Source organism: Bacillus sp. NMTD17 (assembly GCF_002998735.1).
In the GTDB taxonomy this organism is placed as follows: Bacteria; Bacillota; Bacilli; order Bacillales; family Bacillaceae; genus Bacillus.
On the sequence record NZ_PVRH01000005.1, the window covers coordinates 192,780 to 208,122 of the forward strand.

General features: G+C 42.1%; 18 protein-coding genes and 1 riboswitch. Of the genes, 14 read left to right on the forward strand and 4 right to left on the reverse strand.

Annotated features, from left to right (window positions below; translation table 11 throughout):
* The first annotated feature begins 221 nt into the window (after positions 1-221).
* Positions 222-330: riboswitch (TPP riboswitch) on the forward strand.
* A 127-nt stretch (positions 331-457) separates the two neighbouring features.
* The gene (thiC, locus tag C6347_RS15200) at positions 458-2,218 is read left to right on the forward strand and encodes a phosphomethylpyrimidine synthase ThiC (RefSeq protein WP_034661590.1); all 1,761 of its coding nucleotides are present in this window, start codon (positions 458-460) and stop codon (positions 2,216-2,218) included.
* Positions 2,219-2,253: 35 nt separating this feature from the next.
* Here the strand turns inward: thiC and C6347_RS19275 are convergent, their stop codons facing one another.
* Positions 2,254-2,400, reverse strand: coding sequence for a hypothetical protein (locus C6347_RS19275; RefSeq protein WP_164847176.1), 147 nt, complete (start codon positions 2,398-2,400; stop codon positions 2,254-2,256).
* Positions 2,401-2,591: 191 nt separating this feature from the next.
* On the opposite strand from C6347_RS19275, the gene C6347_RS15205 reads away from it, so the two are divergent.
* A complete protein-coding gene (locus tag C6347_RS15205; RefSeq protein WP_003216799.1) occupies positions 2,592-2,774 on the forward strand; it encodes a hypothetical protein in 183 nt (60 codons plus the stop codon).
* Positions 2,775-2,806: 32 nt separating this feature from the next.
* Here the strand turns inward: C6347_RS15205 and C6347_RS15210 are convergent, their stop codons facing one another.
* Positions 2,807-3,451: a serine/threonine protein kinase gene (locus tag C6347_RS15210; RefSeq protein WP_060596876.1), complete on the reverse strand. Its 645-nt coding sequence runs from the start codon at positions 3,449-3,451 to the stop codon at positions 2,807-2,809.
* A gap of 238 nt (positions 3,452-3,689) precedes the next feature.
* Between C6347_RS15210 and C6347_RS15215 the strand changes: the two genes are divergently transcribed.
* The 7 genes from C6347_RS15215 (at position 3,690) to yajC (ending at position 8,707) form a co-directional block, all read left to right on the forward strand.
* Positions 3,690-4,190, forward strand: a complete 501-nt coding sequence (locus tag C6347_RS15215; protein ID WP_181185478.1) for an intercompartmental signaling factor BofC — start codon at positions 3,690-3,692, stop codon at positions 4,188-4,190.
* A gap of 148 nt (positions 4,191-4,338) precedes the next feature.
* The gene (gene ruvA, locus C6347_RS15220) at positions 4,339-4,944 is read left to right on the forward strand and encodes a Holliday junction branch migration protein RuvA (protein ID WP_034321303.1); all 606 of its coding nucleotides are present in this window, start codon (positions 4,339-4,341) and stop codon (positions 4,942-4,944) included.
* Between the two features lie 11 nt (positions 4,945-4,955).
* Positions 4,956-5,960, forward strand: a complete 1,005-nt coding sequence (gene ruvB / locus C6347_RS15225; protein ID WP_060596875.1) for a Holliday junction branch migration DNA helicase RuvB — start codon at positions 4,956-4,958, stop codon at positions 5,958-5,960.
* On the forward strand, positions 5,953-6,153 hold the full coding sequence (locus C6347_RS15230; protein WP_034661574.1) for a DUF2905 domain-containing protein: 201 nt from the start codon (positions 5,953-5,955) through the stop codon (positions 6,151-6,153). The genes ruvB and C6347_RS15230 overlap by 8 nt, the downstream gene beginning before the upstream one ends.
* A 34-nt stretch (positions 6,154-6,187) precedes the next feature.
* Entirely contained in the window at positions 6,188-7,216 is a 1,029-nt protein-coding gene (gene queA, locus C6347_RS15235) for a tRNA preQ1(34) S-adenosylmethionine ribosyltransferase-isomerase QueA (RefSeq protein ID WP_106071785.1), read from the forward strand.
* 31 nt (positions 7,217-7,247) lie between these two features.
* Complete coding sequence (tgt, locus tag C6347_RS15240; protein ID WP_060596874.1) at positions 7,248-8,393, forward strand: tRNA guanosine(34) transglycosylase Tgt; 1,146 nt, start codon at positions 7,248-7,250, stop codon at positions 8,391-8,393.
* Positions 8,394-8,440: 47 nt separating this feature from the next.
* Positions 8,441-8,707 carry a preprotein translocase subunit YajC gene (gene yajC / locus C6347_RS15245; protein ID WP_003216659.1) on the forward strand — a complete coding sequence of 89 codons (267 nt, stop codon included), beginning with the start codon at positions 8,441-8,443 and terminating at the stop codon, positions 8,705-8,707.
* Positions 8,708-8,756: 49 nt separating this feature from the next.
* Here the strand turns inward: yajC and C6347_RS15250 are convergent, their stop codons facing one another.
* A complete protein-coding gene (locus tag C6347_RS15250) occupies positions 8,757-9,134 on the reverse strand; it encodes a TIGR04086 family membrane protein (protein WP_034661565.1) in 378 nt (125 codons plus the stop codon).
* 164 nt (positions 9,135-9,298) lie between these two features.
* Between C6347_RS15250 and C6347_RS15255 the strand changes: the two genes are divergently transcribed.
* Positions 9,299-9,961: a DUF421 domain-containing protein gene (locus tag C6347_RS15255; protein WP_060596873.1), complete on the forward strand. Its 663-nt coding sequence runs from the start codon at positions 9,299-9,301 to the stop codon at positions 9,959-9,961.
* Between the two features lies 1 nt (position 9,962).
* Here the strand turns inward: C6347_RS15255 and spoVB are convergent, their stop codons facing one another.
* The gene (spoVB, locus tag C6347_RS15260) at positions 9,963-11,513 is read right to left on the reverse strand and encodes a stage V sporulation protein B (RefSeq protein WP_095285508.1); all 1,551 of its coding nucleotides are present in this window, start codon (positions 11,511-11,513) and stop codon (positions 9,963-9,965) included.
* 115 nt (positions 11,514-11,628) lie between these two features.
* Here spoVB and C6347_RS15265 point away from each other — a divergent pair, with 115 nt between their 5' ends.
* The 4 genes from C6347_RS15265 (at position 11,629) to C6347_RS15280 (ending at position 15,326) form a co-directional block, all read left to right on the forward strand.
* Positions 11,629-11,925 carry a post-transcriptional regulator gene (locus C6347_RS15265; RefSeq protein ID WP_003216788.1) on the forward strand — a complete coding sequence of 99 codons (297 nt, stop codon included), beginning with the start codon at positions 11,629-11,631 and terminating at the stop codon, positions 11,923-11,925.
* Between the two features lie 41 nt (positions 11,926-11,966).
* Complete coding sequence (secDF, locus tag C6347_RS15270) at positions 11,967-14,195, forward strand: protein translocase subunit SecDF (protein ID WP_060596871.1); 2,229 nt, start codon at positions 11,967-11,969, stop codon at positions 14,193-14,195.
* Positions 14,196-14,382: 187 nt separating this feature from the next.
* On the forward strand, positions 14,383-14,871 hold the full coding sequence (locus C6347_RS15275) for a cation:proton antiporter regulatory subunit (RefSeq protein WP_106071786.1): 489 nt from the start codon (positions 14,383-14,385) through the stop codon (positions 14,869-14,871).
* Positions 14,872-14,972: 101 nt separating this feature from the next.
* Positions 14,973-15,326, forward strand: a complete 354-nt coding sequence (locus tag C6347_RS15280) for a LapA family protein (RefSeq protein ID WP_060596869.1) — start codon at positions 14,973-14,975, stop codon at positions 15,324-15,326.
* The last annotated feature ends 17 nt before the right edge of the window (positions 15,327-15,343 follow it).

Sequence of the window (15,343 nt, forward strand, 5' to 3'; positions counted from 1 at the left end):
TTTGGGAAAATTTGTATAAAAATTCTCAGTTTAGATTAACTATACATAATAGGAGAAAAGGATCAATGATTATTTCATATTTTATCGAATGATTGGGAGAGATGATGTATATAAAGGTGCATATCAAGCTTGCTGTATCTCTTTTGTAGTGGAAAGGAACTATTTTCCTAAAACTTCTTTTTTTCATGGCATCTCTATGCTACACTGTTGTGGAAATCAATAAATGTGACTAGGGGTGCCCGCAGTTGGGCTGAGAGAGAAGTGTATGCTTCTTAACCCTTTGGACCTGATCTGGCTCGTACCAGCGTGGGGAAGTTGAAGATGATACATGGGTCATATGAATGACATTCATGTTTATTTCTGTCGACGAAACCAGGTTCTGTTCATAGAGCCTGGTTTTTTTGCTGGTGCTGATTCCATCCTGTCCGGTGACAAGAAGAGAAGGAGAGAACAGCAAATGAAAGAAAAGAAAAATACCCCAACAACTCAATCCTTATTATCAAGCTTTGACGGCAGCCGAAAGGTGTATGAGAAAGGATCAAGACCTGACATTTTAGTGCCAAAAAGGGAGATTGCCCTCTCAAAAACTGTGACACAGGCGGGGAACATTCAAAATGAACCGATTCGTGTGTACGATACGAGTGGACCGTACACCGATGAGAGAGCCCATATTGATGTCACTAAGGGATTAAAACGCCTTAGGGCAGCATGGATCGAAGAAAGAGGGGATACAGAAAGCTATGAAGGGCGCCATGTGAAACCAGAAGATAACGGATATCGTTCTAAGGAAAAAGAGTCCTTTCATCATGTTCATACTGATTTTCATCATGAGCCGCTCCGCGCAAAACAAGGTGCCTGTGTGACGCAAATGCATTATGCAAAAAAAGGTATTGTTACGCCTGAAATGGAGTTTATCGCGTTAAGAGAAGAGCTAAGCCCTGAGTTTGTGAGAGAGGAGGTAGCCAGCGGAAGAGCAGTCATTCCAGCGAATATTAACCATCCTGAAAGTGAACCGATGATTATTGGAAGGCATTTTCACGTCAAAATCAATGCGAATATTGGCAATTCAGCTGTGACATCATCCATTGATGAAGAGGTAGAAAAGATGACATGGGCGATCAGATGGGGTGCAGACACCATGATGGACCTGTCTACAGGAAAGGACATTCATACAACGAGAGAATGGATCATACGGAATTGCCCAGTCCCAGTAGGAACCGTTCCCATTTATCAGGCGCTTGAAAAAGTAAATGGAGTGGCAGAAGATTTGACGTGGGACGTGTACAGAGACACATTAATTGAACAAGCAGAGCAAGGAGTAGACTACTTCACGATTCATGCGGGCGTGAGGTTAAGGTATATTCCGCTGACAGTCGATCGGGTGACCGGAATTGTTTCAAGAGGCGGTGCCATTATGGCAAGGTGGTGTCTTGCCCATCATCAAGAGAATTTCCTCTATACCCACTTCGAAGACATTTGTGAGATTATGAAAACGTATGATATTGCTTTTTCACTTGGAGACGGTCTGAGACCAGGCTCGATTGCTGATGCCAATGATGAGGCGCAGTTTGCAGAGCTTGAAACGTTAGGTGAATTGACAGAGATCGCTTGGAAACATGATGTACAGGTGATGATTGAAGGGCCTGGACATGTTCCGATGGATAAAATCAAAGAGAATGTGGACAAGCAAATGGAGATTTGCAAAGAGGCACCATTTTATACGTTAGGGCCTCTTACAACAGATATTGCCCCGGGATATGATCACATTACATCCGCCATCGGTGCGGCCATGATCGGCTGGTATGGAACAGCGATGCTATGCTATGTGACGCCAAAAGAGCATTTAGGTCTGCCGAACAAAGAAGATGTGAGAGAAGGTGTGATTGCCTATAAAATTGCCGCACATGCCGCTGATCTAGCAAAAGGACATCCTGCTGCTCAAAAGCGCGATGATGCTTTATCGAAAGCGAGGTTTGAATTTAGGTGGCGTGACCAATTCCACCTGTCACTTGATCCAGAAAGAGCTATGGCGTTCCATGATGAAACATTGCCTGCGGAAGGCGCTAAGACTGCCCATTTTTGCTCGATGTGCGGACCGAAGTTTTGCAGTATGAAAATTTCCCATGATATTCGCAATCAATCAGAAGAAGTGAAAAGAGAGATGGAGAAGAAGGCGAAAGAGTTTATCAGCCAAGGAAGTCAAATTTATTCATCCTAAAAAAGAACCTCGCACGTATGTTGTGCGGGGTTTTATCAGATGGCGGAAAAGGCTTTTCTTAAGAGGTGGAAAAATGCTTTTAATGCAAGTACCATCATGTCCAAACTCGGAATGAGGGCATCTGTTAAATGAAAAAAGACGGTTTGTCTTTCGGGAGATGTTCGTTTCTTTTGCCGTTTCATGAAGACAGCCTCCTTTTTAAATAATATACTTCTTTGCAAAGCAGAGGGATAGAGATGTTGTTTGAATTTAAACAAAATTTAAACTTCTTGTGTTTGAAAGGAAAGAAGGAGGGGAAACGTGTTGAATAGAGAATGAATGAAAAGAGCCGATCTATTTGGCCAGCTAACAAGAAAGAGTGGAAGGTGATCTTATGATGAAAGTATTTAAGGTAACATTTCATATGAACAATGGGGAAGTGCTTGATTTCGAGCTAAAACGCCCAGCTACCTATGATGTGTATAAGAAAATTGAAGAAGCCAATCATTGGTTTAAGCTGAATAATGAAATCATTAACTTATTAAATGTGAATAGCATCCACGTAGAAACAGATTAAAACAGAAAGCCGCTCTCTCTGAGCGGCTTTCATTATGCAGAAAAATCATTTCGATTATTAAGCTGACCGCGGGACAGCCAGTTCTTTTTATACAAATAAGCAATCACTTCAAGCCATAGACGCGGTGCTTTTTTAGGGAAAAAAGGTTTTTGATAATAAGCGTAAGCGGCTTTTAAATCATTCCATTGGTGGCATGCTTTTGTTTGTGTGAAACGGGCTACGTCGATGACCCTGACCTGGCCTTCCTTTGTTAAGATCAGATTCCGCAGATGGATATCAGAAGGATTCAATCCTTTCTCGCGTGCTTCTTCTAGCGCATCATCCACTTGTTCAATCATTTGTTTTTTAATAGGAATCCCCTTTGTGAGGCATTCATAGAATGTGTAGCCTTTAATATATTCCATTAAAATATACTGATCCCCAGATTCATAAATCTCAGGGTAGTAAGACGAACCAGAAAGTTTTTCATAAATGGCGGCTTCTTTGCGGGCAATATGGTGATAAGAAGGGAAAAAGACTTTTAGTGCCATTTTCTTGCCGTCTTTTTTGTATGAAAAGACATAGGCACTTCTTCCTTTGCCGCACAGTTCAAGCTCTGCCGGTTTAAAGGCAAGCTTATGAAGACGTTTATCTTCATGATACTGAATCGATTCGGCTAATCTTTTAACATCTGACATTGACTTCACCTTCTTTGGTTTCAGTTTATGCGGCTGAAAAACGAATGATGAAAAAACCGAGTCATTCGATAAAGCAATGGATTGTATAAAACATACCATTTACGAATGAAGGATACAACGAAAGACTCTTCCCATATATTCATTCATCGATTTGGTTAATGTTTAGAAAAATGGGTCAAACTACATATGTCATGCATCGATCTCATGTTCTAAAGAGGTGTAAATAGTGAAAGTGAAGATGAAATGTTTCGTTACAGGACTTATCATGACAAGTGTGCTTTTTTTCGCTGCGGATATGGAAGGAAAAGAACACTTGCAAAAGCAGTCAAACTCTATCACCGTGCAGCTTGAAAAAGTCTATCTAGACGGAGATGTGAGTATTGAAAGACACCGGGCTTCATTAGAAGACAAAGACACATTCTGGGCACAGTATAAAGGCTGGACGCTAGTAGAACAGAGAGAGGATTTTGCGCTTTTTAGAAAGCAAATTGATGATATCTCTCCATTAAGTAAAGCAAATGGATATATCGGATTATCAGAGGACGGTGTGATTTCTACGTTTCATGGAAGGCCTGACGGCTGGGCGGAGCCTATTCATCTCTTTTTTCAAATTGATACGTCCCGTTTAGAAAGTCATGTGGAGGAGCAGCTTGAGCAAGGCATTCCTTTTCGAACAAAGGATGAATTTGAGCATGTGCTTGAAGTCATGAAGCCTTACCGAAATGAAATATCGTTTTAAAGCGTGTAACAGCTTGCTGGTGTGAAGGCCGCAAGCTGTTTTTCGTGGTTTTATCGTAAAAATGCATTGAGCGAACGTATGTTAACTTTTATTGCGGTTTTCTTCTCGATTTATGTTACAATGAAGAACAGTCAAAGAGGTGAAAACGGTGATAGAGTTTGTAAAAGGGACCATTGATTATGTGTGCCCGCAATATGTTGTCATTGAAAACGGCGGAGTGGGATATCAAGTCTATACCCCAAACCCGTTTATCTATCAAGTAAACAAACAAGAAACGATTTATACGTATCATTACATAAAGGAAGACGCTTTTTCGTTATATGGATTTCAAACGCGAGAAGAAAAAGCGCTGTTCACAAAACTGTTAAATGTCACGGGGATTGGGCCGAAGGGGGCTCTAGCGATTCTTGCTTCCGGTGATCCTGGCGCTGTCATTTCAGCGATAGAACGTGAAGATGAAGCGTTCCTGATTAAGTTCCCTGGTGTTGGCAAAAAGACAGCTCGCCAAATCATTCTCGATCTAAAAGGAAAGCTAGCCGATGTCGTACCGGAAATGATTGGCAACCTATTTAATCACGAGGACCATATTCAGGTCGAAACGCAGCAAACGGCATTAGACGAAGCGCTTGAAGCCTTAAATGTTCTTGGATACGGTGATCGTGAAATTAAAAAGGTTCTTCCATTATTAAAAGAAGAAAAGAATCTCACAACCGATCAATATGTGAAAAAAGCTTTACAAAAAATGTTGAAATAGGGTGATGTCTCATGGATGAACGGCTCGTCTCAACTGAAGCAGACAACCATGAATCAGCCATTGAGCAAAGTCTGCGGCCACAGACACTTAGCCAATATATCGGTCAGCAAAAAGTAAAAGATAACCTCAGTGTGTTTATTGAAGCTGCCCGCATGAGGCAGGAAACACTCGATCACGTCCTTTTATATGGACCGCCTGGACTCGGGAAAACAACGCTTGCGTCGATTATCGCCAATGAAATGAATGTTCAGCTGCGTACAACATCTGGACCAGCGATTGAACGTCCTGGCGATTTGGCGGCAATCTTAACTTCTCTTGAGCCAGGTGATGTGTTGTTTATAGATGAAATTCATCGCTTGCAGCGCTCAATTGAGGAAGTGCTTTATCCGGCAATGGAGGATTTTTGTTTAGATATCGTCATTGGCAAAGGAGATACAGCGCGCTCTGTACGGCTTGATTTACCGCCATTTACACTTGTAGGTGCCACGACCCGTGTAGGGCTTTTAACAGCACCGCTTCGTGACAGGTTTGGGGTACATGCAAGATTGGAATACTATGAGCAAAGAGATTTGGCTCACATTGTGGCAAGAACAGCCGAGCTGTTTGAGATTGGGATCGATCTTCGCTCAGCCGAAGAGATCGCAAGACGTTCCCGGGGCACGCCAAGGGTTGCCAATCGTCTGCTCAGAAGAGTAAGAGATTTTGCGCAGGTGCTTGGGAATCATGCGATTACCGAGGACATTGCGGAAGATGCCCTTGAGCGCCTTCAAGTCGACAGGCTTGGTCTGGATCATATAGATCATAAGCTGCTTTTAAGTATGATCGAAAAATTTAGAGGCGGTCCTGTAGGGCTTGATACAATCTCAGCGACAATTGGAGAAGAATCACATACGATTGAAGATGTGTACGAACCGTATTTACTGCAAATTGGTTTCCTGCAAAGAACACCAAGAGGACGGGTCGTCACAAGAGAAGCGTATGAACATTTTCAAATGGAGGTTCCGATTCGTGACTGAATTCCCTAAAATATTGATGATTTTAGGTGGTGTCCTTTTTGCCGCAGGATTAGTATTTCAATTGGTTGGTAAGCTTCCAGGTGATATTTTTGTGAAAAAAGGAAATGTGACTTTCTTTTTTCCTGTGATCACATGCATTGCCATTAGCATTGTGCTAACCATATTACTTAATATCTTTGGACGGATGAAATAACGTTAACTAGTTAACTACAGAATAGGTGAAGGAAATGAAGCTAGAACTATTTGATTTTGATTTACCAGAAAGATTGATTGCACAAGTGCCGCTTGAAAAACGAGATGCATCAAGACTGATGGTCTTAAACAAACAAACGGGTGCGATGACACATGATACATTCTCACAAATCACCGATTATTTTCAAACGGGTGATTGTCTCGTTTTAAACAATACACGCGTTCTGCCGGCACGTTTGTTTGGAATGAAAGAGGATACAGGTGCAAAAGTTGAACTTCTTCTATTAAAACAAGAGGAGGGAGACAACTGGGAAACACTTGTAAAACCAGCCAAACGGGTGAAAAAAGGAACGGTTATCACATTTGGTGATGGACGGCTTCAAGCGGTATGTACAGAAGAGATGGAACATGGCGGAAGAAAAGTTAAGTTTCAGTATACAGGCATTTTTTATGAAGTACTTGAATCCCTCGGTGAGATGCCGCTGCCTCCTTATATTAAAGAGCAGCTTGACGATCGTGAACGCTATCAAACGGTGTATTCAAAAGAGGTTGGCTCCGCTGCTGCTCCAACTGCTGGTCTTCACTTTACAAACGAGCTGCTGGATGCGCTGAAAGCAAAAGGTGTGCATGTAGCTTTCATTACACTGCACGTGGGGCTTGGTACTTTTCGTCCGGTCAGTGCAGAACGTATTGAAGAACACGAAATGCACGCAGAGTTTTACGAAATGAATGAAGAAACAGCTGAAGAGCTCAATCGCGTTCGCAAGGAAGGCGGACGGATTATTTCAGTTGGGACAACGTCAACGAGAACGCTCGAAACCATTGCAAGTGCGCATGACGGCGAATTCAAAGCGTCAAGCGGCTGGACGTCAATCTTTATTTACCCAGGCTATACATTCAAGGCCATTGATGGCATGATCACGAATTTCCATCTGCCAAAATCCTCGTTAATCATGCTTGTCAGCGCATTAGCTGGACGAGAGCATGTACTAAAAGCGTACAATGAGGCTGTAAAAGAGGAATACCGATTCTTCAGCTTTGGCGATGCCATGCTGATTCAATAACATCATACAACAAAGACAGGAGGGCTCATTTTTGTCGCAATTACCGATACGTTATGAGTTCATTAAAACATGCAAACAAACAGGTGCACGACTAGGACGCGTTCATACACCGCACGGCTCCTTTGAAACACCTGTATTTATGCCGGTAGGTACACTGGCTACAGTCAAAACGATGGCACCTGAAGAACTAAAGGCAATGGATGCAGGCATCATCTTAAGCAATACGTACCACCTATGGCTCCGTCCGGGTCATGATATTGTGAAAGAAGCAGGCGGGCTGCATAAATTTATGAACTGGGATCGAGCGATTCTGACCGATTCAGGCGGATTCCAAGTATTCTCTTTGAGTGAATTTAGAAAAATTGAAGAAGAAGGCGTCCACTTCCGTAATCACTTAAACGGAGACAAGCTGTTCCTTTCTCCTGAAAAGGCCATGGACATCCAAAATGCGCTTGGCTCTGATATTATGATGGCATTTGATGAATGTCCGCCATATCCAGCAGAGTACGACTACATGAAACGTTCTGTGGAGCGGACAAGCAGATGGGCAGAGCGCTGTCTAGAAGCGCACCAGCGTCCAGAGGATCAAGGGCTGTTTGGAATTGTCCAAGGTGGAGAATACGAAGAGCTTCGTAAACAAAGTGCAAAAGATCTGGTTTCACTTGATTTCCCAGGCTACGCCATCGGAGGCTTATCTGTTGGTGAACCAAAAGATGTGATGAACCGTGTACTGGAGTTCACAACGCCATTGTTACCGGCAGACAAGCCAAGGTACTTAATGGGTGTCGGCTCACCAGATTCCTTAATTGACGGTGCCATTCGCGGTGTAGATATGTTTGACTGCGTATTGCCGACGCGAATTGCAAGAAACGGCACCTTGATGACAAGCGAAGGACGTCTTGTTGTGAAAAATGCAAAATATGAGCGTGATTTCAGACCAATCGATGAAAATTGTGACTGCTACACATGTAAAAACTACACACGCGCCTATATTAGACATTTAATCCGAACAAATGAAACGTTCGGAATTCGATTAACAACTTATCATAATCTTCATTTTCTGTTAAAATTAATGGAGCAAGTGAGAGAAGCTATCCGTGAGGATCGTTTAGGTGATTTTAAAGAAGAGTTTTTTGAACGTTATGGCTTTAACGAACCGAATGCGAAAAACTTTTAACGCATAAACGAAAGGCTTTATAATGCTTTAGAAAGGGGTGAAATAGAATGGATGGTGGTATGGGTTCAATCATTATGATTGTTGTCATGTTTGCTGTGCTTTACTTCTTGTTAATCCGTCCACAGCAAAAGCAACAAAAAGCTGTGCGTCAGATGCAGCAATCTTTATCAAAAGGCGATAAAATCGTCACAATCGGTGGTTTACACGGTGAAATCGACTACATTGATGAATCAAAAGTGGTCATCAAAACTAGCGAGAACAACCGTTTAACTTTCGATCGACGCGCTATTAGAGAATTAGCTGACAAAGGTTAATCCTCCGATACATAGCCATAAAAAAAGAGCGATATGATCCGCTCTTTTTTTATTTGCCTCGAAGATTAACGCCAATCATTCCGCCCAGCATACAAATCCCTAGAAATGCCCCATGATAGATAAACTGCTCTGGTGAAAAGGTTTCTCCAAACCCTAAATATTGAAATAAGAATACAGTGAGAGAAAAGATCATAGAAGTGATCGCGCCAATGAGCCAGCCGCGCTCCTTTGCTTTTCCTCCAGAAATGATCCCTCCTAATAAAAGTGCCACAAAGGACAAAATCATAATCATCCATTTAAACGATGATTCCTGCATACTTGTGAAGGTAAGCATGAGCGATACAAGTAAACTTGTGACAATCATCACGATAAAAATGGCCATTAAGCCGGATAAAATCCCTTTTCCGATTTGTTTCGTTTCCTGCATGTGATTCGTCTCCTCTCCAATTGACCGAAGCTTGTCTTTTACTAAAATGTATTCACCATGAAGAAAAAATAGACATGTTTCTCACGATAAAAACAGAGGCTTTCTTTTCTACATAAATAAAGTGTTTTGACACAAGCTATGGTGGAGAAGGAGGTTTACATCACATGCAGGACATCTTGATTATCTCCATGAGAACAATCATTTTATATTTTCTTGTTTGGTTTATTTTTCGGTTAATGGGCAAGAGAGAAATTGGCGAATTGAGTATTTTAGATCTTGTCATTTTTATGATGATCGCAGAAATTGCAGTTCTCGCCATAGAAGAAGTCGAAGATCACATGTTACATACGGTATGGCCGATCCTGCTGTTAACCTTCATTCAAATCACACTCGCCTACCTCTCATTGAAATTCCAAGGTGTCCGGCGCTTTCTAGACGGCAAACCGGCCCTGCTCATCATCAATGGGAAAATCGACGAGGGTGCGATGAGAAAACAGCGATACAATTTTGATGACCTGCTTATTCAATTAAGAGAAAACAACATCGATAGCATTCAGGATGTCTCTTACGCCATTTTAGAGCCATCCGGAAAGCTTGCGGTCGTTGAAAAAGAAAACAAGCACACACACGGAGCGCTTGAGCTGCCACTTATTGCAGATGGTGTTGTACAGCACGATCATCTGAAGCAAATTAATCAAAATGAACAGTGGCTGAAAGATGAGCTTGCCAAAAGGGGCTATCATGAAATTGATCAGATTTCCTACTGCAGCTTTAATCAAAAGACATTTTATATTGATTTGAAAGATGAAGTGATCAAGAAGAGATGAGCTAAAGCAGTTTCCCAATGAATGGGAGGCGGCGAAGCTCTTCACGCTTCACTAGCCCTAGACAGATTAATAGAATGACATATAGCATACACGTAACAAAGATCAGCGTCACAAGCTCAATAGGGGCAGAAAAGAGCCCGTTTACTTGAGACTTCAGCCAAAGGCTGACAGCCCCGGTGCCGATGATCACAAGAACGCATATCCCATATTCCTTCATTGGTAAATGAATAGGCAGTACTTTACCGACAGTTGCCGCATGAAGCAGCGTGACAAGGACGATGCCGATTAATATCGCGAGTGCTGCCCCCATAATGCCAAAGCCCGGCTGTGAAGCAAGGACAAAAATCATCCCTGTTTTCACAACAGCACCTATCAGACTATTCGTCATCGCCGCGCCAGCTAAATTGAGTGCTTGCAGGACAGCTTGAAGCGGCCCTTGAAAATAATATAATAGAAAAAATGGGGCCATGAATTTCACATAGATAGCCGCATGCGATGAACCATACATAAAGAGCGTTAAATCTTCTGCATAAACGAAAAGAATAATACAGGAAATGCCTCCGCTGAGTAGACAAAGACGCATCGCCTGCTTCAGCCGGTATTCGACCGTTTTGCGTTTGTTCTGCTCCATTCCTTCACTGATCGCCGGGACCAATGCAGTGGATAGAGAGTACGTAATAAAGCTAGGCAGTGTCAAAAGGGTCAGCGCAAGACCAGTCAACTCCCCATACTGCCGTGTCGCTTCTACAGCCGCATATCCAGCAATCGCAAGACTTTGCGCGACAACTATCGGCTCTAAAAACCACGAAATATTCCCGATGAAACGGCTGCCTGTTGTTGGCAGGGCAATACTCATCAGCTGCTTAAACGTATCCTTACCGTCATGAATCGCCTTAAAAAATCGTTTTCGAATACGAATGGTCTTTTTATAACGAAAGGCAATCAGTAAATATGCAAGTGAAATCATCTCTCCAATGACAGATGAAATCATCGCACCAGCTGCCGCGTATTCAATCCCATAAGGAAGGAAAGCTGTTGTACATACTGCCACTAGAGAAATTCTTGCGACCTGTTCCAGTACTTGAGATATGGCAAGCGGGCTCATTTGCTGTCTGCCTTGAAAATATCCTCTCAGCACACTGGAAATGGCGATGACTGGGACAACGGGCGTAATAGCAAGAAGTGGATAGACCGTTCTAGGATCTGTCAGCATATTTTCTGCCATGATGGGTGCAAACCATAAAAAGAGCGGCGTGAATATCAGGCTGAGTGTCCCTGTTATCGCAAGGGACATGACTAGAATACGTTTAGTTTTCTGTTTGTCACCCCGGGCTTCTGCTTCTGCGACAAGCTTGCTAATAGCGACAGGCAGTCCAAATTGTGTCAGCGTCACAGCGAGAAAAAAGGTAGGGGCAGCCATCATATAAAGCCCGACTCCTTCTTCGCCAATGAACCTTGCAATCACAATCCGATTGACAAAACCCAATATTCTCGTGATAAAACCTGCTAAAATTAAAATAATCGTGCCCTTTAAAAACGTTTGCTTCGTCAAATCAAAGATCACCTGCCTTCTCAAACGACATAGAATCATATACAATAAGATATGCGTGTATATCGTCCAAGCATGACAAGTCTCTCGATAAAAACTGAAAAGGGGGAGCATCCCATTGACACAACATCCGGCTGCAATTTACAAAGACCATTTAAAGCCTTTTCTGTTCAGTAAGCTTGAAGAATTCATCGTTTTGGGCTATAAAGATGTAGATTTAGAGGAATTATGGTCATACTTAGAGAATAAGAAGTGGAAGAAAAAACAAGAGTATCCGATTCATGAAATGGTTGCAGATATTTTATCTGTGAAAATTGGCGAATTTATGAACTATGCAACCGTTCAGTCGTTTAAAACGTCTGCTTTTTTGGACAGTGAAGATGGCAAGAATATGCTAGATGAACTGTTGAAATAAGCCATCTTAATGGATTCAGGTGTTTAAGGAGGAAATACATAATGAAAAAAGGGCGCATTCTTGCGTTTTTCTTAGTGGTTCTGTTAATCGGAACTGGCGTAGGCTTACTAACAAAGCCTGTTGCGAAAGATATGACGCTAGGGCTGGATTTGCAGGGTGGATTTGAAGTCCTGTATGATGTACATCCAGTGAAAAAAGAGGACAAGATTACAAATAGTGTCCTCGTCAGTACAGTGGAGGCTTTAAACCGAAGAGCCAATGTGCTAGGTGTAAGTGAGCCGAACATCTCGATTGAAGGCAACAATCGTATCCGCGTGCAACTTGCGGGGGTAAAAGATCAAAACAGAGCTAGGGAGATTCTTTCCACTGAAGCACAGCTATCCTTCAGAGATACGAATGATAAAGAACTCCTAAACGGGGCTGACTTGGTCGAAAACAGTGCAAAACAAACATTCAGTCAAACGAATGAGCCAATTGTGACGGTTAAACTAAAGGATGCGAAAAAATTTGGTGACGTCACAAGAAAAGTAGCGGCGATGGCGCCGAATAACCAGCTTGTCATTTGGCTTGATTACCACAAAGGAGATTCCTTCAAAAAAGAAGTCTCAAAATCAAACCACAAGTATGTCTCTGCGCCGAATGTGAATCAAGAAATTAACAGCAGTGACGTGCAAATTGAAGGGAAATTTACTGTCCAAGAGGCAAAAGACCTTGCAAGTATTTTAAATGCTGGGGCATTGCCAGTGAAATTAACTGAAAAGTACTCCACATCAGTGAGTGCGCAATTTGGTGAACAGGCATTAAATGAAACTGTCTTTGCAGGGATTGTGGGAATTGCCCTCATTTTCTTATTCATGCTTTTTTATTACCGAATACCTGGTCTTATTGCTGTCATCACGTTATCAACGTATATCTATATTACCTTACAGGTGTTTGACTGGATGGGTGCTGTTCTGACACTTCCTGGAATTGCGGCACTGATTCTTGGAGTAGGGATGGCGGTTGATGCCAACATCATCACATATGAACGAATCAAAGAGGAGCTTAAGCTCGGTAAATCTGTCCGTTCTGCTTTCAGGTCAGGGAACCGCCGATCATTTGCGACCATCTTTGATGCAAACTTAACGAGTATTATTGCAGGGGGCGTCCTTTTCTTCTTCGGGACAAGTTCTGTAAAAGGGTTTGCGACTATGCTGATCCTTTCCATCTTAACAAGCTTTATTACGGCTGTATTCCTATCAAGATTCCTTCTTGGACTGCTTGTGGAAAGCCGCGCGCTCGATCGCAAGAAAGGCTGGTTTGGTGTCCGTCAAAAAGACATCATCGATATTCATGAAACAACAGAAAATACTGAACCAAAAACACCGTTTGATAAATGGGATTTTGTCAGCAAGCGAAAAGGTTTCATGATTTTCTCAGTAGCCATTACCATTGCGGGGATTATCGTCCTTTCGATTTTCAAACTCAATGCGGGTATTGACTTTGCAAGTGGTACAAGAGTAGACATTCAAAGTGACCATAAGCTGTCAACTGCTCAAATTGAGCAAGACTTTCAAAAATTAGATCTTGATACAGATAGTGTTGTGTTATCTGGTCAAAAAGAAAATCAAGCAGCGGCAAGATTTGTTGGTGTGCCAAATAAAGAAAAAATCGCAGAAGTGAAAGATTACTTTAAAGATAAGTATGGTACAGAACCGAATGTCAGCACGGTGTCTCCTACTGTCGGAAAAGAACTTGCACGCAATGCTTTATATGCCATCATCATTGCTTCGATTGGGATCATTATTTATGTTTCCATTCGTTTTGAATATAAAATGGCCATTGCAGCGATTGCTTCCCTTTTATATGATGCATTCTTCATTGTGGCATTCTTTAGTATCACACGATTAGAGGTAGATGTGACCTTCATTGCGGCGATCCTCACGGTGATCGGGTATTCGATCAATGACACGATCGTGACGTTCGATAGGGTTCGTGAGCAAATGAAGAAACGTAAACCAAAAACGGTAGAAGATCTATCTTACATCGTCAACTTGAGTTTACAGCAAACCTTTACACGATCTATCAATACGGTACTCACTGTCGTAATTGTTGTGATCGCACTGCTTATCTTCGGATCGGCGTCGATTACAAACTTCTCCATCGCCTTACTTGTCGGTCTGTTAACAGGGGTGTACTCATCTCTATATATCGCAGCACAAATTTGGCTCATGTGGAAAGGCCGTGAGTTGAAAAAGCCGGCGAAGATTGATACTGAGCAAGATATTTAATTGAGAAAGGCTGCCTTTTTGGCAGTCTTTTTTCTATAGATTTCCCGAGAATAAGTCGATTCGAAAAAAACATTTCGGGTATCATTGATCTTGAAATGGTCTTTTGCTATAATGACATACGTTTAGAGCAGTATAGAAAGCAAGTGTCCGTTTGAGGCATTTGGCTTTATTCATTGGAGGGGCTGTTATGAAGGTTCGGGAAACTGAACTGCCAGGTATCGGTCACAAAGCCGAAATGATCACAAGAAATAATGAGAAGCTTGCCATCATTACACACGATGACGGCAGAAGAGAAATGTATCATTTTCAAGAGGACGACCATGAAGAATCTATTTCTGGTATTTTGCTAAACGATGAAGAAGCAAGACAAATTGCAGCTATTTTAGGCGGCATGGTATATAAGCCGAAAGCGCTTGAAACTGTAGAGATAGCCATTGATGAACTGATGATTGAATGGTTTAAGATTGAAAAGAATGCACCAGCTGTTCAGCAGACAATCGGAGACCTCAATGTCCGCCAAAATGATCAAGTAACAGTCATCGCTATCGTGAGAAAATCACATGAGAAGATGTTAAATCCAGGACCTGATACGGTCATTGAAGAAGGGGATACCCTTGTTATTTCTGGAGAAAGACAAGAAATAAAGAACCTCATTAAAGAAAAACTCAGCAGCTAATCATGCCCATGCTGATAGATTTTCTTCCGCTATTTTCTTTCTGTGTTTAAAATGGACAAGGAAAAGGGAAGAATAAAAGAAAAAGCTTGGGGGATATGTAGATGAACAAACAACAATGGACCATCATCTTCGCATTTATTTTCGTATTAATTGTCTCAGTATTTGCCGTGATCAATGTGCGGCCAGTGCAAGTTGACTACTTATTTGGAACGGCTGAATGGCCGCTGATTCTTGTCATTATTGGTTCTGTGCTAATGGGCGGACTCATTGTGGCTTTCGCAGGGATTTTCCAAATTGTGAAACTAAAACGTGAACTAAAGGCTTTAAAAGCTGAGCGTGCAGCCGCACCTGCACCTGCTGCTTCGAATAAAAAGATCGACAAAGACGTTCAAAAGAAACCGAATGTGACGCCTTTAAAAGAACAGCCAGCATCATTTGACCGGAAGGAAAAATAACCTTCCAGCACAATTTC